26 protein-coding genes are annotated in these 25,403 nt (G+C 72.7%); 5 read left to right on the top strand and 21 right to left on the bottom strand.

The window, feature by feature from the left end; translation table 11 throughout:
* Nucleotides 1-96: 96 nt before the first annotated feature.
* The 12 genes from ACWCXH_RS33410 to ACWCXH_RS33355 all read right to left on the bottom strand — a co-directional run bounded on the left by ACWCXH_RS33410 (nt 97) and on the right by ACWCXH_RS33355 (nt 13,042).
* The gene (locus ACWCXH_RS33410; RefSeq protein WP_449805259.1) at nt 97-1,359 is read right to left on the bottom strand and encodes a trypsin-like serine peptidase; all 1,263 of its coding nucleotides are present in this window, start codon (nt 1,357-1,359) and stop codon (nt 97-99) included.
* Between the two features lie 161 nt (nt 1,360-1,520).
* Nucleotides 1,521-2,189, bottom strand: a complete 669-nt coding sequence (locus ACWCXH_RS33405) for a GAP family protein (RefSeq protein WP_449805258.1) — start codon at nt 2,187-2,189, stop codon at nt 1,521-1,523.
* Between the two features lie 165 nt (nt 2,190-2,354).
* On the bottom strand, nt 2,355-3,779 hold the full coding sequence (argG, locus tag ACWCXH_RS33400) for an argininosuccinate synthase (protein WP_449805257.1): 1,425 nt from the start codon (nt 3,777-3,779) through the stop codon (nt 2,355-2,357).
* Nucleotides 3,780-4,052: 273 nt separating this feature from the next.
* Nucleotides 4,053-4,859 (bottom strand): SAM-dependent methyltransferase, encoded by an 807-nt coding sequence (locus tag ACWCXH_RS33395; RefSeq protein ID WP_449805256.1) that lies wholly within the window; start codon nt 4,857-4,859, stop codon nt 4,053-4,055.
* A gap of 262 nt (nt 4,860-5,121) precedes the next feature.
* Nucleotides 5,122-5,901 carry a phosphotransferase gene (locus ACWCXH_RS33390; protein WP_449805255.1) on the bottom strand — a complete coding sequence of 260 codons (780 nt, stop codon included), beginning with the start codon at nt 5,899-5,901 and terminating at the stop codon, nt 5,122-5,124.
* A 184-nt stretch (nt 5,902-6,085) separates the two neighbouring features.
* Entirely contained in the window at nt 6,086-6,709 is a 624-nt protein-coding gene (locus tag ACWCXH_RS33385) for a rhomboid-like protein (RefSeq protein ID WP_449805254.1), read from the bottom strand.
* A gap of 170 nt (nt 6,710-6,879) precedes the next feature.
* Nucleotides 6,880-7,791: an STM4011 family radical SAM protein gene (locus tag ACWCXH_RS33380; RefSeq protein ID WP_449805253.1), complete on the bottom strand. Its 912-nt coding sequence runs from the start codon at nt 7,789-7,791 to the stop codon at nt 6,880-6,882.
* Nucleotides 7,788-9,119, bottom strand: coding sequence for an STM4012 family radical SAM protein (locus ACWCXH_RS33375; protein ID WP_449805252.1), 1,332 nt, complete (start codon nt 9,117-9,119; stop codon nt 7,788-7,790). The genes ACWCXH_RS33380 and ACWCXH_RS33375 overlap by 4 nt, the downstream gene beginning before the upstream one ends.
* Nucleotides 9,116-9,946 (bottom strand): STM4013/SEN3800 family hydrolase, encoded by an 831-nt coding sequence (locus ACWCXH_RS33370; RefSeq protein ID WP_449805251.1) that lies wholly within the window; start codon nt 9,944-9,946, stop codon nt 9,116-9,118. Before ACWCXH_RS33370 ends, ACWCXH_RS33375 begins: the two co-directional genes overlap by 4 nt.
* A 53-nt stretch (nt 9,947-9,999) precedes the next feature.
* The gene (locus ACWCXH_RS33365; protein WP_449805250.1) at nt 10,000-11,097 is read right to left on the bottom strand and encodes an STM4014 family protein; all 1,098 of its coding nucleotides are present in this window, start codon (nt 11,095-11,097) and stop codon (nt 10,000-10,002) included.
* 19 nt (nt 11,098-11,116) lie between these two features.
* A complete protein-coding gene (locus ACWCXH_RS33360) occupies nt 11,117-12,046 on the bottom strand; it encodes an STM4015 family protein (RefSeq protein WP_449805249.1) in 930 nt (309 codons plus the stop codon).
* A 48-nt stretch (nt 12,047-12,094) separates the two neighbouring features.
* Nucleotides 12,095-13,042 (bottom strand): STM4015 family protein, encoded by a 948-nt coding sequence (locus ACWCXH_RS33355; RefSeq protein ID WP_449805248.1) that lies wholly within the window; start codon nt 13,040-13,042, stop codon nt 12,095-12,097.
* Between the two features lie 189 nt (nt 13,043-13,231).
* On the opposite strand from ACWCXH_RS33355, the gene ACWCXH_RS33350 reads away from it, so the two are divergent.
* Complete coding sequence (locus ACWCXH_RS33350) at nt 13,232-13,558, top strand: hypothetical protein (RefSeq protein WP_449805247.1); 327 nt, start codon at nt 13,232-13,234, stop codon at nt 13,556-13,558.
* 90 nt (nt 13,559-13,648) lie between these two features.
* Nucleotides 13,649-14,737, top strand: coding sequence for a DUF6745 domain-containing protein (locus tag ACWCXH_RS33345; protein ID WP_449805246.1), 1,089 nt, complete (start codon nt 13,649-13,651; stop codon nt 14,735-14,737).
* A 33-nt stretch (nt 14,738-14,770) separates the two neighbouring features.
* Here ACWCXH_RS33345 and ACWCXH_RS33340 read toward each other — a convergent pair whose 3' ends face one another.
* A complete protein-coding gene (locus ACWCXH_RS33340) occupies nt 14,771-15,295 on the bottom strand; it encodes a hypothetical protein (protein ID WP_449805245.1) in 525 nt (174 codons plus the stop codon).
* 144 nt (nt 15,296-15,439) lie between these two features.
* On the opposite strand from ACWCXH_RS33340, the gene ACWCXH_RS33335 reads away from it, so the two are divergent.
* Nucleotides 15,440-16,189: a class I SAM-dependent methyltransferase gene (locus ACWCXH_RS33335; protein WP_449805244.1), complete on the top strand. Its 750-nt coding sequence runs from the start codon at nt 15,440-15,442 to the stop codon at nt 16,187-16,189.
* Nucleotides 16,190-16,804: 615 nt separating this feature from the next.
* On the opposite strand, the gene ACWCXH_RS33330 is transcribed toward ACWCXH_RS33335, so the two are convergent.
* From ACWCXH_RS33330 to ACWCXH_RS33295, 8 genes are read right to left on the bottom strand one after another with little or no spacing between them, the layout of a single operon-like run.
* Entirely contained in the window at nt 16,805-18,478 is a 1,674-nt protein-coding gene (locus tag ACWCXH_RS33330) for an FAD-dependent oxidoreductase (protein ID WP_449805243.1), read from the bottom strand.
* Nucleotides 18,475-18,744 carry a UBP-type zinc finger domain-containing protein gene (locus ACWCXH_RS33325; RefSeq protein ID WP_449805242.1) on the bottom strand — a complete coding sequence of 90 codons (270 nt, stop codon included), beginning with the start codon at nt 18,742-18,744 and terminating at the stop codon, nt 18,475-18,477. Before ACWCXH_RS33325 ends, ACWCXH_RS33330 begins: the two co-directional genes overlap by 4 nt.
* Before the next feature lie 55 nt (nt 18,745-18,799).
* Nucleotides 18,800-19,705: an alpha/beta hydrolase gene (locus ACWCXH_RS33320; RefSeq protein ID WP_449805241.1), complete on the bottom strand. Its 906-nt coding sequence runs from the start codon at nt 19,703-19,705 to the stop codon at nt 18,800-18,802.
* On the bottom strand, nt 19,702-20,124 hold the full coding sequence (locus ACWCXH_RS33315) for a nuclear transport factor 2 family protein (protein ID WP_449805240.1): 423 nt from the start codon (nt 20,122-20,124) through the stop codon (nt 19,702-19,704). The genes ACWCXH_RS33320 and ACWCXH_RS33315 overlap by 4 nt, the downstream gene beginning before the upstream one ends.
* On the bottom strand, nt 20,121-20,579 hold the full coding sequence (locus ACWCXH_RS33310) for a nuclear transport factor 2 family protein (RefSeq protein ID WP_449805239.1): 459 nt from the start codon (nt 20,577-20,579) through the stop codon (nt 20,121-20,123). The genes ACWCXH_RS33315 and ACWCXH_RS33310 overlap by 4 nt, the downstream gene beginning before the upstream one ends.
* Entirely contained in the window at nt 20,576-21,268 is a 693-nt protein-coding gene (locus ACWCXH_RS33305) for an EthD domain-containing protein (RefSeq protein ID WP_449805238.1), read from the bottom strand. Before ACWCXH_RS33305 ends, ACWCXH_RS33310 begins: the two co-directional genes overlap by 4 nt.
* Before the next feature lie 28 nt (nt 21,269-21,296).
* Entirely contained in the window at nt 21,297-21,605 is a 309-nt protein-coding gene (locus tag ACWCXH_RS33300) for a muconolactone Delta-isomerase family protein (protein ID WP_449805237.1), read from the bottom strand.
* A gap of 21 nt (nt 21,606-21,626) precedes the next feature.
* The gene (locus ACWCXH_RS33295; protein WP_449805236.1) at nt 21,627-22,664 is read right to left on the bottom strand and encodes an ankyrin repeat domain-containing protein; all 1,038 of its coding nucleotides are present in this window, start codon (nt 22,662-22,664) and stop codon (nt 21,627-21,629) included.
* Between the two features lie 245 nt (nt 22,665-22,909).
* On the opposite strand from ACWCXH_RS33295, the gene ACWCXH_RS33290 reads away from it, so the two are divergent.
* Both ACWCXH_RS33290 and ACWCXH_RS33285 read left to right on the top strand, forming a co-directional pair.
* A complete protein-coding gene (locus ACWCXH_RS33290) occupies nt 22,910-23,731 on the top strand; it encodes a type 1 glutamine amidotransferase domain-containing protein (RefSeq protein WP_449805235.1) in 822 nt (273 codons plus the stop codon).
* A gap of 33 nt (nt 23,732-23,764) precedes the next feature.
* Nucleotides 23,765-25,393: a thiamine pyrophosphate-binding protein gene (locus ACWCXH_RS33285; RefSeq protein ID WP_449805234.1), complete on the top strand. Its 1,629-nt coding sequence runs from the start codon at nt 23,765-23,767 to the stop codon at nt 25,391-25,393.
* Nucleotides 25,394-25,403: the final 10 nt, after the last annotated feature.

Genomic DNA, 25,403 nt, shown 5'->3' with positions numbered 1-25,403 from the left:
TGCAGATGTCGCAATCCACACCGAGCCAGAAGGCCCTCACTCATTTCAAGATCACCCGGCCGTGAGCCCTGTCACCAACCTCCGTGGTCAGTACAACTAGCCCTTCTTGGAGATGAAGTCGTACAGGCCGGCCGCCACGTCGTCCAGGTACGGGCCGGCCTGGTACTTCTGCGGGCCGTCGTTGCCGACCGACACGTTGCTGACCAGGGCGGGCTTGCCGTCCTTGGCCGCCAGCCAGCCGCCGCCGCTCGACCCGCCGGTCATCGAGCACCCGATCGCCAGCATCGGCGGACGCGAGGGGTCGAAGGACATCCGGGACGGCTTGCCGCCCTGGCAGTGGTTCAGCTCCAGCCCGTCGAACGGGGGCGCGGCCGGGTAGCCGTAGTTGGTGATGTTCAGCTGGTCGCGCGGGGCGTTGAACCACACCGGCAGCGCGCCGCCGACCGTCTCCTCCAGCGACTTGCCCGTGTCGTTCTCCGGCTTGACCCGCAGGATCGCGAAGTCGTACTGCGCGGCCGGACCGACCTCGCCGCCCTCGGCCTCCCAGACCGGGGAGGTCACGTGGTTGACGGCGGCCCACTCGCCGTACGGCGCGTACTGCGAGACGTCGGTCGGGCGCTTGCCGCCGCTCACGGCGCCGCTCGCGTTGAAGTCGGGGATGAAGACGATGTTGTTGTTGAACGTGGAGCCCTTGCCCTGGTGGGCGCAGTGCCCGGCGGTCCACACCAGGTTGCTCTTGCCGGGGTGCGCCGGGTCGGCCACCACGGTGCCCGAACACACGTAGTGCTGGCCGAGCTTGCCCGGGTCGAGGGTCTCGGTGCCGGGCTTGTCGAAGAAGATCTTCCCGAACACGGCCAGGTTCTTGGCGTACGGGTGCGGGTCCGCCTGTGCGTCGACGGTCTGCGGCGGCGCGTCGTTACCGCCGTCGGCGGGCGGCTGGGTGGTCGCCCCGGTGGGCTGCGCGGTGGGCTGCGGGGCCTGGCCGGTGGGCTGCGCGGTGGGCTTGCCGGTGGGCGTGGTCGTCGGCGGCTTCAGCGGGTCGACGGGCTTGGCGCTGAGGAGCTTCTCGATGGTCCAGTAGCCCTTGGCCACGGCCGGGGCCGCGTAGTCCTTGGCCCACTTCTCCCAGTCCGCGGCCTTCCACTTCTTGAGATCCTCCAGGTTGGCCGGCAGCCCGAGCCCGGCGGCTCCGCCGGTCGCGGCGGCGGTGGCGCCGGTGCTTCCGGTCGCCGCCGTGGTGGCCGCGTCACTGGAGCTGTTGTCCGGCCCGCAGGCGGAGGTGGCGAGGAGCGTCAGCGTCAGTGCGGACGCCCCGAGGGCGGCCCGCACGGTGCGCTGGGTACGACGTATCGATGACATGGACGTTCTTGTCCCCCGTGGATGTCGGCCCGGCGTCGTAGCGGCGGCGCCGGGTGCTGCGCAGAGGAGTATGTCATTAACCGTCAGACCCTCGCTCACCTGGTCGAAGTCGCGGGCGCGAGGCCGCGTTGCGACGGGGGTGGTGCTTGGGGACGATGGGTTCAGGCGAGGCCGGTGACGGCGGCGCCGACGTAGGTGGTGCCGAGGACGGCCATCACCGTGGTCGTGATCGCGGCGTGGTGGGCGGCCGTCCAGGCCTTCCACTCCCCGAGGGTGCGGGAGGAGCGGTCCCCGCCCAGCAGGTCCACCCCGAGCGGCAGCAGCGCGCACAGCGAGCCGACGAGCACCATCAGCGCGGCGGCGACGGCCTTGCCCGCGCCGCTCGTCGTGCTCGCGGCGATGGACGCGGCGCCGCCGACGGCCAGGACGAGGTTCTTCGGGTTCGCGGCGGCGAGTACCGCCCCGAGACCGGCGGACCGGGGCGCCATGAACCGGTCCACCGACCGCATCCAGCCCGGTGGCGCGATGACGTGGCCCGCGCGCGGCCGGTCCCGCCACTGCTTGAGCGCCAGCAGCACGAACAGCACGCCCAGCGCGAGCTTGAGCCAGTACGACCAGGTGGGCTCACCGCCGCCGGAGCCCAGTCGGCTGCCGCCCGTCACGACGACCGCCACGATCGCCCCCAGCGCGGCCGCCCAGCCGGCCGTGAGGGCGAGCGCGTTGACCCGGCCGCGCGGGGTGGCCAGCATGAGGATCACCGCGATCAGCGGCTGCGGGCTGATCGCGATGCCCACGGCCGACGCCAGCATCGCACCGACTGCCTCACCCATCCCCGCTCCCGCTCTGGACGACGGGCTCCTCCTACATCCATCGTCCGCCCCCGGCCACCGTCGGGCACACCCCGGCCGGTCGGCGCGCGTGCTCGGGGCTGCTCCGGACACGGCCGCGGGCCGCGGCACCTGCGGTGCCACGGCCCGCGGACCGGCGTGAGGGGATCAGTCGTTGCCCGACTCGATGGCCGCCTGGTCGAGCGCGGTGGACTCGGCCGCGACGGCCTCGGCGTTGTGGCTGGCCGCCGCGATCGGCGCCGCGCCGCCCGGGGCGAGCTCGCCGATCAGGCCGCTCCAGGGGGCGAGCTGACCGTGCGTGGCGTACTGCTCCAGCTTGCTGCGCGAGTCGGCGATGTCGAGGTTGCGCATGGTCAGCTGGCCGATGCGGTCGTCCGGGACGAACGCGGCGTCCACGCTGCGCTCCATGGACAGCTTCTCGGGGTGGTAGCTGAAGTTCGGGCCCTGGGTGTCGAGCACCGAGTAGTCCTGGCCGCGGCGCAGCCGGAGGGTCACGCTGCCGGTGACGGCCTGGCCGACCCACTTCTGCAGGCTGTCGCGCAGCATGAGCGCCTGCGGGTCGAACCAGCGGCCCTCGTACAGCAGCCGGCCGAGGCGGCGGCCCTGGGCGTGGTAGGTGGCGAGGGTGTCCTCGTTGTGGATCGCGTTGAGCAGCCGCTCGTAGGCGATGTGCAGCAGCGCCATGCCCGGCGCCTCGTAGATGCCGCGGCTCTTGGCCTCGATGATGCGGTTCTCGATCTGGTCCGACATGCCGAGGCCGTGCCGGCCGCCGATGCGGTTGGCCTCGTGCACCAGCTCGACGTCGTCGGCGAACACCCGGCCGTTGATCCGGACCGGGCGGCCGAACTCGAACTCGACGGTGACGTCCTCGGCCTGGATGTCGACGGACTGGTCCCAGAACGCGACGCCCATGATCGGGGCGACGATCTCGATCGAGGCGTCCAGGTACTCCAGGCGCTTGGCCTCGTGGGTGGCGCCCCAGATGTTGGCGTCGGTCGAGTAGGCCTTCTCGGCGGAGTCGCGGTAGGGCAGGTCGCGCTCGGCCAGCCACTCGGACATCTCCTTGCGGCCGCCGAGCTCGGAGACGAACGCCTGGTCCAGCCACGGCTTGTAGATCCGCAGGCTGGGGTTGGCGAGCAGGCCGTAGCGGTAGAACCGCTCGATGTCGTTGCCCTTGTAGGTGGAGCCGTCGCCCCAGATGGAGACGGCGTCCTCCTGCATGGCGCGGACCAGCAGGGTGCCCGTGACGGCGCGGCCGAGCGGGGTGGTGTTGAAGTACGTCTGCCCGGCGGAGCGGATGTGGAAGGCGCCGCACGCGAGCGCGGCCAGGCCCTCCTCGACCAGCGCGGCCCGGCAGTCGACGAGGCGGGCCTGCTCGGCCCCGTAGGACCGGCCGCGCGCGGGCACGTCGGTGAGGTTCGGCTCGTCGTACTGGCCGATGTCCGCCGTGTACGCGTAGGGGACGGCGCCGCGCTCGCGCATCCACGCGACCGCGACGGAGGTGTCCAACCCACCGGAGAATGCGATGCCGATCCGTTCACCGACCGGCAGCTTGCTCAAGACCTTCGACATGCGTGCACCCCTGGACCCGCGGCGTGCGGGCCTTCGAACTAGCGACGTGTGGGCGGTGTCGGCACTGGTGTCCGACACCGTCACCCTGGCATAGGTTTGCAGAGTACCGCAAGAGAATACGAACGTGGCGGCCGGGCCCGCCCGACGGACCGGTGCCGTCGGGCGCGATCGCGGCGGGGCCCGTCGGTGTGGGTGCATCGGCGGCGGGGGCGTGTCGGTGGGGCGCGCCAGTGCGGGTGCGTCGGCGGCATGGGTGCGGCGGCGGGGGCGCCGTCAGGACGTGCGGCCGACGCCCGCGTACATCCAGCGGGTGGTGTTCGCGGTGGAGCCCTCCGGGCGCCAGAGCGGGACGAAGTCGACGCCGGGCTCCAGCAGCTCCCAGCCCTCGAAGAAGGCCTCGACCTCGGCGCGGCCCCGCCCCTTGATCCGGGACGTGGCGTTCTCCCAGGTCTTCCCGACCTCCTCGGCCCGCTGAGGGTTGCCCTCGGCGGTGCTGTGCGAGACGAGTAGGTGGCTGCCCGGTGCGACCCGGTCGCGCACCGCCCGGACCGCGGCGGCGGCCTGCGCGTCGTCGACGAAGTGCAGGACGGCGAGCAGCAGGACGGCGACGGGCTGCGACAGGTCGATCAGCGAGCGCAGTTCGGCGCGGTCCAGCAGTTCCTCGACGTCACGCAGGTCGCCGGTCAGGACGGTGGTGCTGCGGTTGTCCGCGAGCAGGGCCCGGCCGTGGGCGAGGACGATGGGGTCGTTGTCGATGTAGACGACTCGCGCGTCCGGGGCGAGCTCCTGGGCGACCTCGTGGACGTTGCCCCGGGCGGGCAGGCCCGAGCCGATGTCGATGAACTGGCGGACCCCGGCCTCGACGCACAGCCGCACCGCGCGGCGCAGGAAGGCGCGGTTCTCCCGGGCCGCCTGCGGGATGTCGGGCGCGGCGGCGATGGCGTGCTCGGCCGCCGCCCGGTCCGGCGGGAAGTTGTCCTTGCCGCCGAGCCAGTAGTCGTAGATCCGGGCCGGGTGCGGGCGATCCGTCTGGAGATCGGTCGGCAGATCCGTCCCGCTGGCGCCGTCGGTGTTGAACATCCGGTCCCCTCCGCTGTGCTGAGCGGCTGTCATCCGGTGGACCGGCGCAGCCAATCGAACGTCCGCGCATGATAGCGGTCGAGCTGCGGTGGCGGATGAACTGCGGGTGCCTGCCCGGCACTCGGCGCAGCGGGCGGGTGCGCGCCGGGCGGGATCGGGGAGGATGCGTCGGCAGGCGCGGTCTTCCGGGCAGGTCACGGGGCGTAGAGAACTCCATGAACTTGGAAGTCCGTGCCTGTCTGGCCAATCAGCCAACGGATCGTCACAGACCGGGCGCCGGCACCCTTCGTTGGAAGTTCCGCTCGATCCATTCGGCGTCGGTCAGGTAGCGACGGTCGTGGCCCTCGGAGATGTGCTGTCCGAAGGCTGCGTGCCCAGCGGCGGCCTGCGCGTACATCCATGCCACCAGCGCTCTCAGACGCTCCGCCGCGACGTGAGGAAGCTCGGCCCGTTCCACGTCCGAGAGCCCGTAGGCGTCCGCGAAGAGGTGCAGGCGACGCCGGGCCTCCGGCAGGGGCAGCGTGAGGTCTGCCTCGTCAGGGGCGTAGAGCGGTACGAATCGGTACGCGGTGTATGCCGCGTCCCAGATCCGCGGAGCGGGATGGGCGGTATCGAAGTCGATGAAGGCGACCGGGAGTTGGTCGCGAAAGACCGTGTTGTAGGTGGCCGCGTCACCGTGGCAGATCACCTCCGCTGGCTCGCGCGGCGGGAACTGCCACACATCTTCGGGCGTGTGCGCAAAGTTGGCCGTGGCGTCGTGAAATCGGCGCAGTAGCTGGGCCGCCGCGACAAGTGACGCGTCACTGCGCGTCTGAGGTGCAGCGAAGTCGTGGCCGACCTCCCCGGGCAGGTACTCGACGAGTTCCTCCGTGCCGTCCTCGCTCAGTCCGTACGGTTTCGGAGCCCCCATGAACCCGACCCCGGCCATGTGTGCGAGCAGACGTTGTACGGTCCCGCTCCACGGCCCCGCCGGACGGCGCACAAGGTTGCCCTCTCGGACGACCTGGTTGACTCCTCCGACAAACACTTCCCGATCTTCCACGGGACCAGGGTAGCGATCTCGACCGTAGGGGGCAGATGAATTCCCTGACCAGACTGACCTGTGGCGATGCAGCCTGCGGCTGACTGACCCCACCCCACCTGTCGATCGTTCCCGCCACCTGGCCGAAACGGACATCTGGCGACTTCGCCGAAGCCCTGTGCCGTTCCCGGGCCTTGGGCGGGCTTCAGGCGGGCGCCGGGGCGGCGCGCTCGCGCAGCCGGCGCGAGCGGGAGGCCAGCACGCCGAGGCCCAGGGCGATGAGGTGGCCGGCGTCGGCGAGTTCCTGGTCCACCGCCCAGGCCGCGGCGAGGGCGGCGGCGAGCGCCGGAAGGCCGTACCGGCGCAGCGGCCTGGGGCCGAGGGCGAGCAGGCACGAACCGGTGGCGACCAGGCCGTAGCTGATCCCGACGTCGCGGGCGCGGGAGAGTGCGCCCGGGATGCCGGTGTTGATCATGACCCACATCGCGCCCTCGGTGAGGAGCGTGGCGCCGAGGTGCCCGAAGGCGAACACGGCGCCGGCCCGGAGCGCACCCCACCGCCACTCGGCGAGCCCGAGCACGGCGGCGACCGCGGTGATCCCGGCCCAGGCCGGGACGCCGTCCACCACCAGGCCGCTGGTGAACAGCGTCCACCACTTGCCCACCTCCATGTGGTGGACGTTGCTGCTGTTGTGCCGGACGAAGCGGGCCCGCCCCGCGTGGCTCTGGCCCGCGAGCCACGTGGCGGTCGCGGTCAGCAGCAGCACGTAGACGGTGATCAGCCGCAGTCGCGCCATCACGCGCAGCACCGTACTGCCGCGATCGTCCATTGTTCCTGCCGCCTTCGCCGTCCTGCCGAAGCCCGTTCGGGCCCCTGCCGGTGTCCGGCAGTGCGTTTGCAGCCTATCGGCGTGCGGCGGGTGCTTCGTCCCGCGGGAGCCGGGCGAGCGCCGGGCCCGGCAGGATCAGCTCGCCCCGGAGCCTCTCCGTGGGCTCGCTCCTACCCCACCTGCGGCCAGCCGTGCGGTACGCGCTCCAGGACGCCCGCGCCGTACAGCTCGTACAGCGGCAGCGTTTCCAGGTGGACGTAGCCGATGTGGCAGTCGCACGCCGGCAACGGGCAGGCGCGCGGCCGAAGTCGGGCGCGGTAGCTGCCGTCGTAGAGGTTGCCGAGGACGTCCCGGACGAAGTGGCAGCGGCGTACCGTGCCGTCGCCGTCCACCGAGAGCACGGACTCGCCGGTGCGGCAGGGGAGCCCTGCGCTCGGGTGCGCGTGCCGGCTGTAGCCGAAGTGCGGGTCGAGGGCGGCCCATCGGGCGGCCTCGGCGTCGGTGTACGTGCGGCCCTCGGCGGCGTTGACCCAGAGGTAGACATGCGGGGGGAGCGCGGCGCGCAGCCGCTCGGCCTCGGCGAGGTGCTCGGGCTGCCCGACCACACCGACGCTGTAGCGCACGCCCAATGCTTCCAGCTCGCGGCACTTGGCGAGGAAGCGGTCGTGTGCGACCTGGCCGGGGTGGTAGGTGACCCAGAGCGCGAGGGTGTCGAGGTCGGCCTCGGCGAGCCAGTCGGTGCGGCAGCTGAGGTTGGTCTGGATCGCGACGCGGCGGACGTGCGGGAGCCGGCTCAGCTCGACCAGCGCGCGGCGGTACCACGACCGCACGAGGCCCTCGCCCCACGGGGTGAACAGCAGCGACAGCGTGTCGCCGGTGCCCGCCCGCCCGGCGGCCCAGGCGGTGAAGCGCTCCAGCGCGGCACGGTCGGCGCGCAGTTGGTCGGGAGTGTCGCGCCGCTTGGCGAACGGGCAGTAGGGGCAGTCGTAGTCGCAGGAGGCGAGCGGGCCGCGGTAGAGGAGGGTGAGGTCCCGCGCGGTGTCGTCGGCAGGAGGGGCGGACGGCATGCCGAGGAACGTCATTTCGCCTCGTAACCGGCCATCAGCGCCCGGACCTCGGGCGAGAACAGCATCGGCCCGGCGGCGTCCGAGTGCGCCAGCCCCTCCGGCGTGAGCACCAGGCGCGCGCCGTCCTCGGCCAGCCAGCCGCGCGCGGCGAACTCGGCCAGCTCGGCGGGGAAGTCCTCGGCGGGCGTGCTGCCGAACCGGGCGCGGTAGTCGGCCAGCGGCATGCCCCCGGCCTGGAGCAGCGACTGGACGAGGTGCCGGCGGCGCGGCTCGTCGCCGGTCATCGCGTGTCCGACCTCGGCCCGGTGGAAGTCCTCGGTGGCCACGTAGTCGTCGATGATGCCGCGCACCTCGGTGGCGTTCACCGCGTAGTCGAAGGAGTAGTGCAGTCGCGAGGTGTACGAGCGCGCCCCGCAGCCGAGGCCGACCATGCCGTCCGTCTGGCACGCGTACTCGCTCGCGCCCGCCTGCGGGGAGGCGGCGCGGCGGAACATCCGCATCGACACCTGCTCGTAGCCGTGCGCGAGGAGGTGGTCCCGGCCGGTGCGGTAGAGCGCGAGCCGGCGGGCGTCCCAGGCGGAGAGGCTCTCCTGCTCGCCGCGCCGGGCCAGGCCGGTGAGCGGGCGGACGTACAGCGGGTAGAGGTACAGCTCCTCGGGCTGCCAGGCGAGTGCGGCGTCCAGCGAGTGCAGCCAACTGGCCTCGGTCTGGCCGTCGATGCCGTAGATGAGATCGATGTTGAGCACCGGGAAGCCGGCCGCGCGGATCCGGGCCAGGGCGGCCTCGACCTCGGCGCGCTTCTGCGGGCGCACTGCCGAACGGGCCTCCGCGTCGACGAAGGACTGCACGCCCAGGCTCAGCCGGGTGGTGCCCCGGGCGGCCAGGACCTCCAGCCGGTCGGCCGTCGCGGTGGCGGGGGACGCCTCCACCGAGAGGGGTATCGCCAGGAGGTCGGCACCCATGTGCCGCTCGGCGATGTCGCAGAGCCGCTCCAGCTCGCCGGCCGTCAGGTAGGTGGGCGTGCCGCCGCCGAACGCGGCCACCGCGAACCGGGAGCCGGCGTCCAGCGCCGGGCGGACGGCGGCGGCCTGGCGCTCCAGCGCGTCCAGGTACGCGGTGGTCAGGCCCTCCGGGCTGCCGATCCGGGTGAACAGGTTGCAGAAGCCGCAGCGGACCTCGCAGAACGGTATGTGCAGGTAGAGCGAGAGCGCGTGCTGCGCCTCGCCGGCCCACAGTTCGCGCAGCGCCGGGCGGTCGGGCAGCGGGCGGTACGCCGTCTTGTGCGGGTAGGCGTAGACATACGACTGGTAGGGCGAGTCGGTGCGCGGGAGTGCCGTGGTCATGCCGCAGGCTCCTCGGCCGTGGTCGAGCAGGGAATCGTGAAGTGCGCGTACGGGACCGTCCAGACCACCTCGTGGCCGATCCGGTGGCCGGTGTAGCCGTCCTCGCCGTACGCGGTGCCGTGGTCGGAGCAGACGATCGCGAAGCACGGGCGGCGGGCGCTCATCGCGGCGAACAGCCGGCCGATGTGGGCGTCCACGTACTCCAGCGCGGCGGCGTGGCTGGCGCGCGAGTCGCCGTGCTCCCGGGTGGCGCCGGGCAGGTGGAACCAGTTCGGCTGGTGCAGGGCCGAGACGTTCAGGAACAGGAACAGCGGTTGCCCGGCGGGCTGTTCGGCGACGACCTGCTCGGCCCGGGCGACCTGCGCCTCGAACGACCTGGGGGACGGCACGCCCATCTCCGGCTCCCAGTGGCTCTCCTGGAACAGACCGGGGAGCACCGAACCGAGCGGACCCTGCTTGTTGAAGAAGCCGACGCCGCCGATGCACACCGTCCGGTACCCGGCCGTGGCGAGCGCGGCCGGCAGGTCGGGGGCGTCGAAGACCCAGGTGCGCGGGGCGGTGCTCTCCGAACCGGCGAAGCGCGCCGCGAACAGGCGCGGGTGCGGGCCGTCGGGCGAGGCGGGGGTGGGCAGGAAGCCGGCCAGGATCGCCTGGTGGGAGGCGTAGGTGAAGCTGCCGGGCGCGTGGCGGCGCTCCCAGCGGCCGCCCGGCAGGTGCGCGGCGAGGTGTGGGATGCGGCCGGTGGCGGCGAGCTCCTCGGCGACGTCGAAGCGGAGGGTGTCGAGGGTGACGAGCAGCAGGTCGTGGGTGCCCACGACCGCGTTCATGTCGGGCGCCTGAGGGTTCAACTGGTGGTTCGTCCGGTGGTTCGTCTGGTGGTTCATCGTTTTGTCGTTCCGGGGTGGGTGGTGGTCAGGGCGGCCAGCTGGGCGCCGTAGGTGTCCAGGCCCTCGGCGGGGCCGCCGGGCAGGCCGGTGAGGTTCGGCAGGAGGTCCCCGAAGGCGTTGACCTCGCCGACCAGGGCGCGCCGCCAGCCCGCGGTGGGCAGGACGTCGACTCCGACCATCGGCGAGCGGGGGAAGCAGGCGGCGGCGCGTTCGGCCGTCTCCAGCAGGGCCGGCCAGGCGGGCCCGGCGGCCTCCCGGGCGAGGTCGAGGCTGCCCCGGGCGCCGCCGAGGTGCAGGTTGGTCATCGGCTGGGCGCTGGTGCGCACCACGGCGTGGGTGGCCCGCCCGGCGATCACGACGACCCGGAGGTCCGCCGAGCGGCCGGACTGCGCGGCCTTCGGGACCCACTGCTCGACGTGCAGCCCGTCCGGCGCGAGCCGGTCGACGATCGCGGCCACCTCGGGCTCGTCGCGGTAGCGCCGCACGCGCAGCGAGTTGTGCAGCTCGCCGTCGGCGAGCTCGGCGGACGTGGTGGCCTGCACCTGGCCGCGCGGGCCGAACTCCAGGGCCACCACCCCCGAGGCGGAGGAGCCGTGCACGGGCTTGACGAAGACCCGGCGCAGGCCGGCCTCGCGCATGAGCTCGCGCAGCTCGCCCCAGCCGGTCAGCCCGGTGGTGTCGAGTGCGTGGGGCACGGGAACCCCGGCGGCGGACAGCGTCGCGTGGGCCCGGCGCTTGTCGAACATGACGGCGATCTCCTCGGGATCGCCGAGCAGCCGCACGCCGGGCTGCGCGGCCAGACCGCGCAGTGCGGCCAGGACGCGCGTGTACCAGACGGCCGTGCCCTCGACGCGGGTGGGCGCGTAGGACGGGCCGAGCGCCGGGCCGCGCAGCAGTTCGTCCACCGCCTGGTCCTCACCGGGCGATTCGATCCGCAGCAGAGTGCCCTCGGGCAGCCGGTACCCGCCGCGCAGCACGTCCAGCCAGGGCAGGACGGCGGGCTCGGGCAGGCCCGCGGCCCGGGCCGCGGCGGCGAACAGCATCACCCGCCGGTGGCCCGGATTGCCGAGGACGGTCAGCCGCGTGGTCATCGTGCTGTCACCCGTCCGCTCACTCGGCGACCGCGACGTAGCGGTCCTCGGGGTCCTCGTCCGCGTCCTCGGGCTCGCTGAGGTCGACCTCGACTCCGGGCAGGGCCTGGCGCACGCGCTCCTGCATGGCCTCGGTGAGGTAGTGGTGGTGCAGGTCGAGGGCGCGGAGGTGAGTGAGCGGCTGGCCCTCCAGCAGGGCGGCGGCGCCCTCGTCGGAGAGCACGCCCATGGACAGGTCGAGCGTTTCGAGCCGGGCCACGACGGGCGCGTGCGCGAGGGCGGCGGCGATCTCGTCCTGGAACTCGCTGTTGGCCAGGCCGAGGTGGCGCAGCGCCGGGAGGCGGGTGCCGTCGAGGAAGGGCCGCAGGTCGTCGATGGTCGTGTCGCCGCCGTACTCGTCCACGCCGAGCCACAGCACCAGCCGTTCCAGCGCGGGCAGTTCGGAGGCGGCGACGGCGCGGACGACCTCGGCGGGCAGGCCGCCGGCCTCGAACCGGAGGGACGTGAGCCGGTCGTGGCGCACCGGCTTCAGCTCCAGGTCGGTGCCGCCGCGGACAGCGAATTCGGTGAGGGCGGGGAAGGCCGTCAACAGCGGGGTGACGTCGTCCATCTCCAGCCAGGAGATCTCGCACTCGTCGTACGTGACGTCGCCGAGGAAGAGCGCCTCCAGAGCGGGCAGGCGCTCGGCGTCGTCGGCGAGGATGCCGACGGCGTCCTTGACCGGTTCGTAGTCCCGCTGCCACCAGGAGCCGATCACCAGCGCCCGGACGGCGGCCGGGTCGACGGTGGCGAGGAACGACTCCCAGTGGGCGGCGAAGTCCTGCGGCGCGTCGTACTCCAGGGCGAGCCGCCACGCGACGGCGTCGGCGGCGGGCTGCTTCCCGGCGCCCGGGGCGAAGTCGTGGATCGGCAGGTCGTGGAAGAGCCTGGGGTGGTGGTTGACGGTCATGGCCGCTCCCGGCGGGGTCTGGTGGTGGACGGACGGTGGGGCCGACGGCTACTCGGCCACCGCGACGTAGCGCCAGCGGTCGCCGGGGCTGCCGCCCTCGGACAGGTCGAGCGCCACGTCCGGCAGGGCCTCGCGCAGGCGATCCTGCATGCTGCCGGTGAGGTAGTGGTGGTGCAGGTCGAGGGCGTGGAGGTGGGTGAGCGGCTGGCCCTCCAGCAACGAGCCCGCGCCCTGGTCGGTGAGGACGCCCATCGACAGGCTGAGCGTTTCGAGCCGGGCCACGACCGGCGCGTGCGCGACGGCGGCGGCGATGTCGTCCTGGAACTCGCTGTTCTGCAGGCCGAGGTGGCGCAGCGCGGGGAAGCGGGAGCCGTCGAGGAAGGGCGCCAGGTCGTCGAGCGTCGCGTCGCCGCCGTAGCTGTCGACCCCGAGCCACAGCTCCAGCCGCTCCAGCGCGGGCAGTTCGCAGCCGGCGACCGCCCGGACGACCCCGACCGGCAGGCCGCCGGCCTCGAAACGCAGCGCGGTGAGCGCGTCGTGGCGCACGGGCTTGAGTTCGAGGTCGGTGCCGCCGCGCACCACCAGCTCCGTCAGCTGCGGGAAGGCCGTCAGCAACGGGGTGACGTCGCACATCTCCAGCCAGGAGATCTCGCTCTCCTCGCAGGTGATGTCCCCGACGAACAGCGCCCGGAGCGCGGGCATCCGGTCGGCCGAGCCGACGATCGCGGCCAGCGCCTCGTCGCCGAAGGGCTCGGGCCCGTCGGTGAACCACTGGCCGATCACCACGGCCGTGACCCGGGCGGCGTCGACGGTGTCGAGGAACCGCTGCCACCGCTCGGTGAAGGTGCCCTCGGAGTCGTAGTCCAGGCCGACCTTCCACGCCGCCGCGGCCGGCTGCGGCAGCGCGGCGGCCTCCTCCTCGTCCCCTTCCACGGCCTGGACGAAGTCGAAGACGGGGAGACCGTGGAACTGCTCGATGTGGTCGTTGACGGTCATTGCGCTGCTCCTTGGGTGTCGGGCCGAACACGTGTCTACCAGTCGACTCCGACAGTCCGTCGCCCGGGGCTCCGGCCGGGCGCGTTGTCAGACCCTTGCCCTACGTTCTGGTCGTGGCTCCGGAGCGTGACGACGGAGCCGCCGATTCCGGCGTCCGCCGGTGTCCCGTTCTGCAGGGGAGGAGAACTGATGTACCGCCAGGGCGATGTGCTGATCGTGCCGGTCGAGGAGGCCGCCGTGCCGCCGCGGGTGGCCGGGCTCGCCGTGCAGCCGCGGGACGCCCGCGGCCGGATGGTGCTCGCGCTCGGCGAGGTCACCGGCCACGCGCACGCCGTGGTCGGTCCGGGCGCGCTGCGCCGCGAGTCCGGGCCGTTCGGCGCCGGCTGGCTGCACCTGCCCGAGGGCGGACGGGTCGTGCACGAGGAGCACGCGGCGATACCGCTGCCCAAGGGCTGGTACCGGGTGGTGCGGCAGCGCGAGTACACGCCGGGCGCGGTGCGGATGGTCGCGGACTGACGTCCGCGCACGGCAGCCGGCCCGGTGAACGGAACGACGGTACGGACGCAGGCGGCCGGGCGGGGAGCCCGGCCCGGAACGGAGCAAGTGATGGAGAACAGCGTGACCCACGCGGCCGTCGGGGCCGCCGGGGTGACGGCCCGCTGGCGCGCGGCCGCGGCGGCCACCGGGCCGGGCGACCGCGCGGCGACCGAGCGCGCGGTGCGCGCCGCCTATCGGGCGGCCGGGCTGCCCGAACCCGCTGACGTCCGCTGGCACGGCTCGCCGCTCGCCGCCGCCGAGGCGGCGCTGGAGCTGCGGGAGGCCGGCGCGGTGAGCGTCCGCGAGGCCGTCCGCACCCGGCCCTGGGAGGACGCCAGGCGACGCACCGTCGAGCGGGTCGGCGCGGGCGGATGGGCGGCGCACTGGGCCCTCACCGGCGGCGAGCTCGGCCCGGTCACGACCCCGCTCGCCGACCGGGTGCGCAGCGCCGTCCTCGACCGGATCGCCCCCGAGGCGGACCCGGACGGGCCGTCCGACGGTGGACAGGCGGCCCGCGACCGGCGCACCGCCGTCCGGCTCGCGCTGCTCGACGCCGTCCGCGGACCGCACGACGCACCGTGGTTCGCCGCCTTCGAGGCCGCCGACGAGCTCGACGGCACCGTCGCCCCGCTCGCCGAGGCCGCCCGCACGGCCGGCTGGTGGTGGCCGTACGAGGACGTCGTACTGATCAGCGAACGGCCCGTCGAACTGCACCGCGACGAGGCCGGCCGGCTCGACCGCGCGGACGGCCCCGCCCTCGCCTACGCCGACGGCTTCGCGCTGCACGCCTGGCGCGGCATGCCCGTCCCCGCCGAGTTCCTGGACGGGCTCGCCACCGTCACCGTCGAGCGGATCCGCACCGAGGAGAACGCCGAGCTGCGCCGCGTCCTGCTGGAGCACTACGGCTACGACCGCTACCTCACCGACGCCGGCGCCGAGCCGGTGCACCACGACGAGACCGGCATCCTGTGGCGGATCGTCCTGCCCGACGACGAGCCCGTGGTCATGGTCGAGGTCGTCAACTCCACCGCCGAGCCGGACGGCACCTTCCGCACCTACTGGCTGCGCGTCCCGCCGGGTACCCGCACCGCCCGGGCCGGGGTCGCCTGGACGTTCGGCATACCCGAGTCCGAGTACCACCCGCAGCGCGAGACCTGAGCCGCCCCGCCGACGCCCGCCCGGCGCGGAGGTTCAGGGCACCTGGGCGATGAGCATCGGCTGGAAGAAACCGGTCTCCTCGGGGAGGGCCCAGGTCGGGGCGGTGAAGCCCGCCTCGGTGGCGAAGGTGGTCAGCTGGGCCTGGGTGAGGGCCCAGTAGGTGGCGTGGTGGACCTCGGCGTGCCACTCGCCGGTGGTGTCGTCCGGGGCCATGCGGAAGAGCTCCAGGTCGTAGCGTTCGCCGTCCTCGTGCGAGTGCGACAGCTGGAAGATGACGGAGCGGCGGCCGTCGCGTCCGGAGGTCTGCGGCGGGGTGGCGGCCGGGCGTTCGCGGCGCAGGGTGTCGTGGGGGCGAGTGGTGAGGAGGAGCAGGCCGCCGCTGCGGAGGGCGTGGCGCATGTCGGCGGCGGTGGGCAGGTGGAGGCCCCGGCGGGCGGCCTCGCGGGTGGCCCGGGCGGCGGCGACCGGGCTGAGATCGGTGCCGGTGACGCGGTGGCCGTGGGCGGCGAGGCCGATCGCCGAGGCGGGCCCGGACCAACGCGGCTGGGCGATCCACACCTTGGCGCCCGGCGCGAGGTGCTTCAGGCCGTGCCGGACGTCCGAGTCGCCGGAGGGGCGCGGCCGGGTTCGAGGTGGCCGGCGGCCGCGCGGGTGTCCGGCGACCGGCTGGCCGGCCGGAGGCGTCGGCGCGAGGATACGGGCATGCGCACCTTCGAGGATCTGATCACCGAGGCCGGAGCGGTGCCCGTGGACGGCTGGGACTTCTCCTGGCTCGAGGGGCGGGCCACCGAGGAGCGGCCGTCCTGGGGCTACCAGCGGCTGCTGGGCAAGCGGCTGGCGCGGGCCGACGCCGCCCTCGACGTCCAGACGGGCGGTGGCGAGGTGCTGGCCGGGGCGGGCAACTTCCCGCCGGTCATGGCGGCCACCGAGTCGTGGCCGCCGAACGTGGCCCGGGCGACGAAGCTGCTGCACCCGCTCGGCGCCGTCGTCGTCACGGACCCGGACGAGCCGCCGCTGCCGTTCGCCGACGGTGCGTTCGACCTGGTCAGCAGTCGGCACCCGGTGAGGGCGTACTGGTCGGAGATCGCCCGGGTGCTGCGGCCCGGCGGTACCTACCTCGCGCAGCACGTCGGGCCGGCCTCCGGCTTCGAGCTGGTCGAGTACTTCCTCGGGCCGCAGCCCGAGGCACGCAGGAGCCGCCGCCCCGAGGACGAGAGCGCGGCCGCGCGGGCCGCCGGGCTGGAGGTCGTGGACCTGCGCTCGGAGCGGCTGCGGATGGAGTTCTTCGACATCGGCGCAGTGGTGTACTTCCTGCGCAAGGTGATCTGGATGGTCCCGGGCTTCACCGTCGACGCCTACCGGGACCGGCTGCGCGAACTGGACGCCTGGATCCGGGCCGAGGGCCCGTTCGTGGCCCAGTCGGCGCGCTTCCTGATCGAGGCACGCAAGTAGATCGACCGATCCGATGACCGCATCGTACAGATATGGGAGAGTTGAGGGAAGCCTGGAAGGCCAGGTCGGTCATCCCTGCCGGCGCGAGCACCCTTCCTGCGGGGGGCGGCTCAAAAAGTACTCTGAACTGCAGGGATGTCCCGCGCGGTCGCGCGACGAGAGGTCTTCGGCAGGTGCTCGGCGACCGGCCGCAACCAGCACGACGGGACTCATGGGCCTCCAGTTGGAGGCCTCCCCGAGTCGGGCGCCGAGAGTGATCGCGTCTCATGTTTGTGCTTGTTGGACAGGGTTTGCTCGTACCTATGCTGACCTTTTGCTGACCATATCTGATGGCCAATCAGTCAGTCATTGCGGCCGACGTACGCAGCCGGTCCTGGACACCGGCTGCCCGGCCGTGGGGCTTCGGTCGTCCCAGTCTGGCGACGGAGGCGTCTGCGCCTCCTGGGCCTGGCGTCCGGGTGCCGGACGGCCCGTGCGTATGCGGAGGAAAATGGCGGCCGGAGGGCGCCGTCGGCCGGCCTTACGACGGCTTCCCCACTGCCGGGCACCAGGTGAAGCCCGGCCTCCTCGCGCGCGCCCTGCAACGCCCCACTCGGTTCTGAACCCCCAGGGCTGTCAGGTGGCGGCCCGGTAGCGGTGCATGAGGGCGACGGCCATGGCGCCCTCGCCGACCCCGGAGGCGACGCGCTTGATCGAGTGGGCCCGGACGTCGCCGGCGGCGAAGACACCCGGGAGGCTGGTCTCCAGCAGGTGGGGCTCGCGGTCCAGGGGCCAGGACGAGCGCGGTCGGCCGGGCCGGGTGAGGTCGGGGCCAGTCAGCACGAAGCCGTGTTCGTCGCAGTCGATGACGTCACGGAGCCAGCCGGTGCGAGGGCGGGCGCCGATGAAGGTGAAGACGAATCGGGCCTCCTCCTCGGTCTGTTCGCCGGTGCTGTCGTCGACCAGGGTGATGCGCTCCAGCCACAGGTTGCCCTGAAAGGCCAGCACGCGAGTGTTGAGCCGGACGTCGATGGCGGGAGTGCGGCGGATCTCGTCGACCAGGTACTGCGACATCCCGGCCTCCAGCGAGGCTCCGCGCACCAGCACGGTGACGCGCGCGGCGTACCGGGCGAAGTGGATCGCCGCCTGGCCGGCCGAGTTGGCGCCGCCGATGACGAAGACGTGGTGCGAGACGCACGAGCTGCTCTCGGTCGTCGCGGCGCCGTAGTACAGCCCCTCGCCCTCGAAGCGTTCGGCTCCGGGGACATCGAGGTGGTTGTAGGAGACGCCGGTCGAGATGAGCACGGTCTCGGACCCGATCTCCGTCCCGTCGGCCATGGTGACGATCCTGGCGCGCCCTGCGGAGCGCAGGCCGACGGCGTCGACGGGGTGGAGCAGTTCCGCGCCGAACCGGCCCGCCTGGCTGACCGCGCGCCGGGCGAGGTCGCGGCCGGACAGGCCGGAGGGGAACCCGAGGTAGTTCTCGATGAGGCTGGACGTGCCCGCCTGCCCGCCGGGTGAGTCGGAGTCGAGGAGCAGCGTGGTGAGCCCCTCCGAGGCGGCGTAGACACCGGCGGCGAGACCGGCCGGGCCGGCGCCGATGATGACGGTGTCGTAGTGCGGGCGGGAAGCGGTGGTGGCCAGGCCGAGTTTCTCGGCGAGCCCGGCGGTGTCCGGGTCGGCGAGGACGTCGCCGTCGGGGAAGACGATCAGTGGGAGCCGGGTCGCGCCGTGGCGGGCGAGCAGCGGCCGCGCGTCCGGGGCGGTCTCGGCGTCGAGGAAGCGGAACGGCTGACCGTTGCGGGTGAGGAAGTCGCGGACGGCGTGGGTGCTGGCCGACACCGCGGGGCCGATCACCCGGATGCCCCGGTAGGCGGGGCGGTGGGCGGCGAGCCAGTCCGAGAGCAGGTCGTCGAGGACGGGGTAGAGCCGTTCGGCGGGCGGGTCCCAGGGCTTCATCAGGTAGTAGTCCAGGCGGACCCGGTTGATCGCCGTGATCGCGGCGTCGGTCTCGGCGTACGCGGTGAGCAGGACCCGCCGGGCGTCGGGGAAACGGGCCACCGCCTCCAGCAGGAACTCGACGCCGGTCATGTCCGGCATCCGCTGGTCGACCAGGAAGAGCGCCGGGTCGTGGCCCCGGTCGTCGAGTCCGTCGAGGACGGCGAGGGCCTCGGCGGCGGAGGAGGCGCCAAGGATCCGGTAGCGGTCCGCGTACGCGCCGCGCAGGTCGTGCCGGACGGCCCGCAGGACCTGCGGGTCGTCGTCCACGGCGAGGATGACCGGCTTGTGCGGCGGGGCCTCGGCAGTCACGCGGACTCCAGGAGCACGCGGTCGGCGAAGCACCAGGCCCAGTCCTCGCCGGGCTGGTGCGAGGCGGCGAGCGGGTGGCCGGTGTCCCGGTAGTGGCGGCTCGCGTGGCGGCCCCGGGAGGAGTCGCAGCAGCCGACGTGTCCGCAGGTGAGGCATCTGCGCAGGTGCACCCACCTGGCGCCGGCCGCCAGGCATTCCTGGCAGCCGGCGGACTCGTCGACGGTGAGGGCGGGATCGATCCGGTCGAGGTGCGAGCAGGCGGACATGGGGGTCTCCCGAAAAGGGGCCGGGGCGTGCGGAGGGCACACCCCGGCCGAGGGGTCAGGTGAGGGTCTTGGTGAAGTGTTCGGCGGCGCGCAAGGCCGCCTCGGCGACCGTCGGTTCGTCGTCGTAGAAGGCGAACTGGTCGCCCTTGGTCCAGACGAGCTCCTTGGGACCGGCCAGGCGGGCGTGGAACTTCTCGGCCCCCTGGGGGATGGCGCCGTCGCGGCTGTGAACCAGGAGCGTGGGCGCCGTTATCCTCCGTGCGGACGGGTGCGGGTCGAAGCCCAGCCACTGCGGCCAGGACATCACGGCGAACCGGTTGTCCCAGGCCGCTACGGCGCCTCGGTGCTCGTCCAGGTAGTAGGCGAAGGGGCCGAACATCGCGGCGTCCTGGTCGGTGGTGCTGACCGCCGGCACGTACTCGACGGCCTCGCCGTAGTCGTAGTGGCGCTGCGCGGCCAGCCCGGCCTCCGTCTTGCGCCGGACGCCCTCCTCACCGCCGTAGATCGCCCGGACCAGCTCGGCGTCGTGCAGCCACGGGGCGATCAGCGCCAGACTGCGCACGCGGTGGTCACGCGCGGCGTTGACCGCGGTGTACCCGCTGCTCGCGCAGATGCCCAGAGCGCCGATGCGGCCCGGGTCGACCAGGGGGTGGCGTTCGAGGAAGCCCACGGCGCTGTGGATGTCGCGGATCTTCCGGGACGGCGACTCCAGCTGCCGGGGCTCTCCGCCGGACTCGCCGAAGCCGGTGAAGTCGAAGGCGAGGGCGGCGAATCCGGCCTCGGCCATCCGCCGCGCGTAGGTGGCGGCCATCTGCTCCTTGACGGTGAGCCAGGAGCCGGTGACCACGATCGCCGGCAGCCGGCGACCGGTGCCGGTCGCGGGCCGGTACAGGGTGCCGAGGAGCTCGGTGCCGTCGCTGTCGAAGTCGACCTTCTCGGTGCGGACCAGGTGGGTGGTCACAGCGCCCTCCCGTCGATCGCGCGCAGGATCTCGGACGGGTCGGTGAAGGACTTCCAGCGCACGATCTTCCCGTCCCGCACGGTGAGCCACTGGATGAACTCGACCTCGAAGGCCTGCCCGGTCCGCTTGACGACGGACCGCTCGTGCAGGACGCCCATCGCCTCCTCGTCGTCGACGACGAGGCGCAGCAGGCGCTCCGGGCCGACCTCGACCACGTCGGTGAACACCTTGAGGCTCGCCAGCACCTCGGCGGGGCCGTGGCAGGTGCCGATCCAGGGCATCCGGTCGTTGTAGCCGGGCACGGGCGCGTAGTTGATCCACTCGACGTCGTCGGAGAGCAGGCCCAGCGCCCGCTCGAAGTCGCCGCCGGTGAGCGCGTCGAACCAGTCGGCGGCCACCTCGCGGGTGGTACGACTCATTCCGTGGTCCTTTCCATGATGTGACGGTTGCCGGTGGCCCAGGCGGTGGTCATCCGCAACCCGTCGATTCGCCAGCCGGCCGGGGTGCGGCGCAGGGCGAAGCGATAGTGGCCGCCGAGCGTCCACAGCGGGCCGCCGAGGGCGTTGGGCAGCAGGTGGGTGGCCTGGAAGTCGGCGGTGGCGACGGCGGTGTCGCCCCGGACGTCCACCAGGTGGTTGGTGAGCAGGTGCTGGGTCGCGTCCAGCCCGGACAGCAGGGCGCGCCAGGCCGAGATCAGCTCGTCGGCCGAAAGCGCGGCGGGCGCGCCACCGTTGAGGCTGGTGTAGTCGACCAGCACCTTGTCGGCGAACACGTCGGAGCGCAGCCGGTCCCACTCGCGTTTGTCGGTGTGCCAGCACATGCGCGTGCACACGTCCACGATGTCGAGACGGTCGGACAGGGACGGGCCGGTCATCGGGGCTCCACGCGACCGAGGATCCAGTTCTCCCGGAGCAGCAGGGTGTGCACGTACCGCGCCTCGATGAACAGCCCGAGGTCGGCGAGCATGCTGCGGTACTCGGACGTGCGCCGCGCGGCCTCGAAGGCGTCGACGTCGTCGAACCACAGCTGGTACGCGGCGTCCAGCACCGCCTCACCGACGCCGTAGAAGGCGTCCCTGGTGTGGTTCTGGACGTACCGGCGCAGCCCGGGGACCTTCTGCGCCACCGGCGCGTGCCGGGCGAGGCTGCGTTCGCGGAAGCCGGCGAGCGGCAGGCCCTCGCGGCGCTTGACCAGGATCATCACCTTGGTCGCGGGGGTGTCGGCGGCCGGGCCGTCGAGGAGGACGTGGGCGTCGGTGTCGAGGACGACGGTGCGCCAGAAGGCGGCCCAGCGCGGCTCGTCCAGGCGGGCGCCGTCCAGGAACTCGGGGGTCTGGAGGGAGGCGAGCTGCTCCTGCTCGTTCTCCAGCCAGATCTCGGCGACCCCGCTCCACAGCGGGTCCTCGGGGTCGCCCGGGCGGGGGACGCGGGTGTCGACGCAGTAGCGCCTGATCTGCGGGATCCTGGCGGCGTACCGGACAGCGTGCTCCTCCACCCAGTAGCGCTGGAACTCCTGCTCGTTCATGCCGGGCTTCGGGTGGGCGAGGATGATCTGGTGGATCATGTCCGACTCCAGTTCGGTGGCGGGCCGGTCAGACCTTGTAGCTATTCTTGACGTCCTCGGCGAAGCCGAGGTAGTCGCGCAGCGGCCAGACCTCCTCGAACTCCAGGTACTCGCGCATCGGGAGGCGGCCCAGGGCGGTGCGGTCGAGCTCCTCGGCGTCGGGGGAGTCGATGACGGCGATCACCCGCTTCTGCGCGGCGACCTTCCAGATGCCGACGCAGAAGCCCGAGTCGATGGTCTCCACGGCGTGCTCGGCCTCCTCGCGCTCGACCTCCCACAGGTCGTCGAGCGAGATCCGGCCCTCGTGCTTCCACTTCATCTGGACGTAGAACAGCATGGTGCCTCCGTACGTGCGGAACTAGCGGGTGGTCAGGACGCGGGTGAGCGGGTGGCCGGCGCCGAGGCCCTCGCGGGCGATGTCGGTGGGCAGCTTGCCGTCGTGGCCGACGAGGTCGCGTCGGGCGCCGGCGTCGAGCAGGATGCGGGCGCACTCCTCGTAGCCGTGCCAGAGGGCGTCGTGCAACGGCGTGTAGCCGTTGGTGACGCCCTGGTAGTCCAGGTTGATGCCAGGGACGGCGACCAGCATCGCGGTGATGTCGGCGTGGCCGTTGTAGACCGCCTTGTGCAGGGGGACGGCGCCGAAGGTGGGCTCGGTGGCGTTGACGTCCGCGCCGGCGGCGAGCAGCTCCCGGGCGATCTCCCGGTGGCCGTCGCGGCAGGCGACCAGCAGCGGGGTGTGGGCATCGTTGAAGCCGTTCAGGACCGGGTACCGGGCGTCCACCTCGGCTCCCTCGGCCAACAGCCGTCGTACGGTGTCGAGTTCGCCGGCCACGACGGCGGCCATCAGCCGCTGCGCCTCGGCCGCGGCGGCGTCGGCGGCGGTGCGGGTCGCCAGCAGGCGTTCGGCCGCCAGCAGCTCGTCCTTGCCGCGGGTGTTGACGTTCAGCTCGTACTCGAAGTGCTCGCGCATCGAGAAGCCGTAGTGCGTCGACAGGTTGAGGCCCGCGTCGTGCTCCAGGAGCACGGCGGCGACGTCCGGCCACTTGTACCAGAGCGCGTCCATCAGCGGGGTGTGCCCGGTGGTGGCCGCGACGGCGTCCACGAACGCGCCCGATTCGAGCAGGATCCGCACGGTGGCCGGGTCGCCGCCCTGGACGGCCTTGTGCAGGGCCGTCGCGCCGCCGCGGGAGTCCGCCGTGTGGAGGTCGGCGCCCGCCTCCAGGAGCAGCCGGACGAGCGGGGCGTCGCCCCGGCCGGCCGCGATCATCAGGGCCGTCAGCCCGCTGTCCTCCTCGCGGGCGCCGGCATTCGCGCCACGGGCCAGCAGCCGTCTCACGGAATCCGCGTCACTCCGGCGCACGGCCGCCAGGAATTCACGGTGCGATGAATCGGTCATCCCTATTCGCCTTCTGGTGGATTGGACCGGCGACGTAAGACTTAACCACGATCGGCCGCGGTTATGCGCCGACCTGACAAACTCTCGCCGACCCCCTTGGTGACCTGCCGGTCCTTGACGCCTATACCTGCGGACTTCACCAACTCCGGGCGACCTCACAAACCTCGCCGGAATCCATTGACTGCCGTTCCGTACTGGCTCACTGTCAATTGCCGACACCAGTCGGAAGAATCGGAGGTTGGAAAGTGGCACACATTCTGATCGTGCTCTCCGAGTACGGGTACTGGGCCGAGGAACTCGTCGGCCCGCTCAGCAGGTTCGACGAGCGCGGCTACCGCGCGACCTTCGCGACGCCCACCGGCAAGCGGGCCTGCGCCCTGCCGCCGAGCCTGGACGAGGAGTACGTCGATCCGCCGCTCGGCCGCTCGGTGACCACCGCCGAGGTCGCAGCGCTCGGCCGGGCCCTCGACGCCGGCAGCCGCCTGGACAACCCGCTGGACCTCTCCGCCTGGCTGCCCGAGCGCCCGTACACCAGCGCGCCCGACCACCTGCGTCGGCTGGAGGACTACCACCGCGCGCTCGACCGGATCGACGCCGACCTGCGGGACTACGACGCGTTGCTGATCGTCGGAGGCAGCGGGCCGATCGTGGACCTCGCCAACAACGAGCGGGTGCACGACCTGATCCTGGCCTTCGTGCGGGCCGGCAAGCCGGTCGCCGCCGAGTGCTACGGCGTCGCCTGCCTGGCCTTCGCCCGCGACTGGGACGACCGGCGCAGCATCATCCGGGGCAAGCACGTGACCGGCCACTGCAAGGAGTACGACTACAAGGACGGCACGGGCTTCCTCGGCACCGACTTCGTGATGGGCCCGCCGCCGTACCCGCTGGAGTACATCCTGCGCGACGCGACCGCGCCGGACGGCGCGTATCACGGGAACTTCGGAAAGCCGGTCTCGGTGATCGTCGACTTCCCGTTCGTCACCGGGCGGTCCACGCCGGACTCCTTCCTGACCGGCGAGAAGCTGGTCGAGGTGCTGGAGCACGGCCTCACCCGGTACGGCTGGTAAGGGAATTCCAAGAGAACAACCAGGGAGAATTCGGTGGCGGCGAAGCCGGGTAAGGCGTCGGGCAAGGTCAAACTCATCGAGCAGTTCATGGCCGACGGCCTGGATGTGATGTTCGGAAATCCCGGGACGGTGGAACAGGGATTCCTCGACGTGGCGGACCGGACACCGGGCTTCCGGTACGTCCTGGCGCTCCAGGAGACCGTGGCCGCCGCGATGGCCGACGGCTACGCGCGGGCGACGGGCCGGGCGGCACTGCTGCAACTGCACGCCGGGGTGGGCCTTGGCAACGGCATCGGTATGCTCTACCAGTCGATGCGCGGGCACACCCCGCTGGTCGTCGTCGCCGGCGACGCAGGGGTGCGCTACGACGCGATGGACGCGCAGATGGCGGCCGACCTGGTCGCGATGGCGCGGCCGGTGACCAAGTACGCGACCCGGGTGACGGATCCGCGCTCGCTGCTGCGCACCGTCCGCCGAGCGGTGAAGATCGCGATGACGCCGCCGCGCGGGCCGGTCTTCGTGGCCCTGCCCATGGACGTCCTGGACGAGCCCAACGACGAGCCGGTCCTCTCGACTGCCGACCTGGCCACCGACTCCGCCCCGTCGGCCGAGACGGTGGCCACGGCCGCCCAGCTGCTGGTTGGTGCGCGCCGCCCACTGGTCCTGGTGGGCGACGGTGTCTCGGTGGCCGGAGCTCAGCCCGAACTCGCCCGGGTGGCCGAGCTCCTGGGCGCGGAGGTCTGGTCCGTCGACTCCTCCGAGGTCAACCTGCCCGCCTCGCACCCGCTGTCCCGCGGTCAGCTGGGCCACATGTTCGGCGTTCGGAGCGCCGCCGCGGTGGGGGAGGCGGACGGCGTGCTGATCGTGGGCACATACGTGTTCCCCGAGGTGTTCCCGACGCTCGCCGGCCCGTTCCACCCGGAGGCGCGGGTCGTCCACATCGACCTCGACGCGTACGAGATCGCGAAGAACCATCCGGTGGACCTGGGCGTGGTGGCGGATCCCAAGCCTGCGCTGGCGGCGCTGGCGGAGGAGCTGGAGTCGCGGCTGACGCCCGAGCAGCGGCAGCGGGCCACTTCCTTGATGACGCGTCAGGCGATGCCCGTGCCGCCGGGCACGACGACACTGGAACGTTTCCTCCAGGAGCTCGCACTCCGGACCAACGGCGACCTCGTCGTCTTCGACGAGGCCCTCACCTCCTCGCCGGCCGTCGTCACCCACCTGCCGCCCGACCGGCCCGGCGACTACTTCCTCACGCGCGGCGGCTCCCTCGGGGTGGGCATCCCCGGCGCGATCGGCGCCAAGCTGGCCCGCCCGGACCGGACGGTGGTCGGCTTCACCGGCGACGGCGGGGCGATGTACACCTACCAGGCGCTGTGGACCGCGGCCCGGTACGGCGTCGCCGCCAAGCTCGTGGTCTGCAACAACCGCAAGTACCGGCTGCTCGACGACAACATCGCGCAGTACTGGAAGGAGCGCGGGATCCCCGCGCACGACTTCCCGTCCTCCTTCGACCTCTCCCGGCCGGACATCCGGTTCGCCGACCTGGCCCGCGCGCTCGGCGCCGACGGCGTGCGAGTGGAGAAGCCGGAGCAGGCCGCCGACGCGGTCGCGCGCATGCTCGCCGCCACCGGGCCCTTCCTGGTCGACCTCCAGGTCTGACCGACACCCC

Source organism: Kitasatospora sp. NPDC001660 (assembly GCF_053596725.1).
The sequence above is the reverse complement of the archived record's forward strand: the minus strand, read 5'-3'. Positions and strand labels throughout refer to the sequence as shown.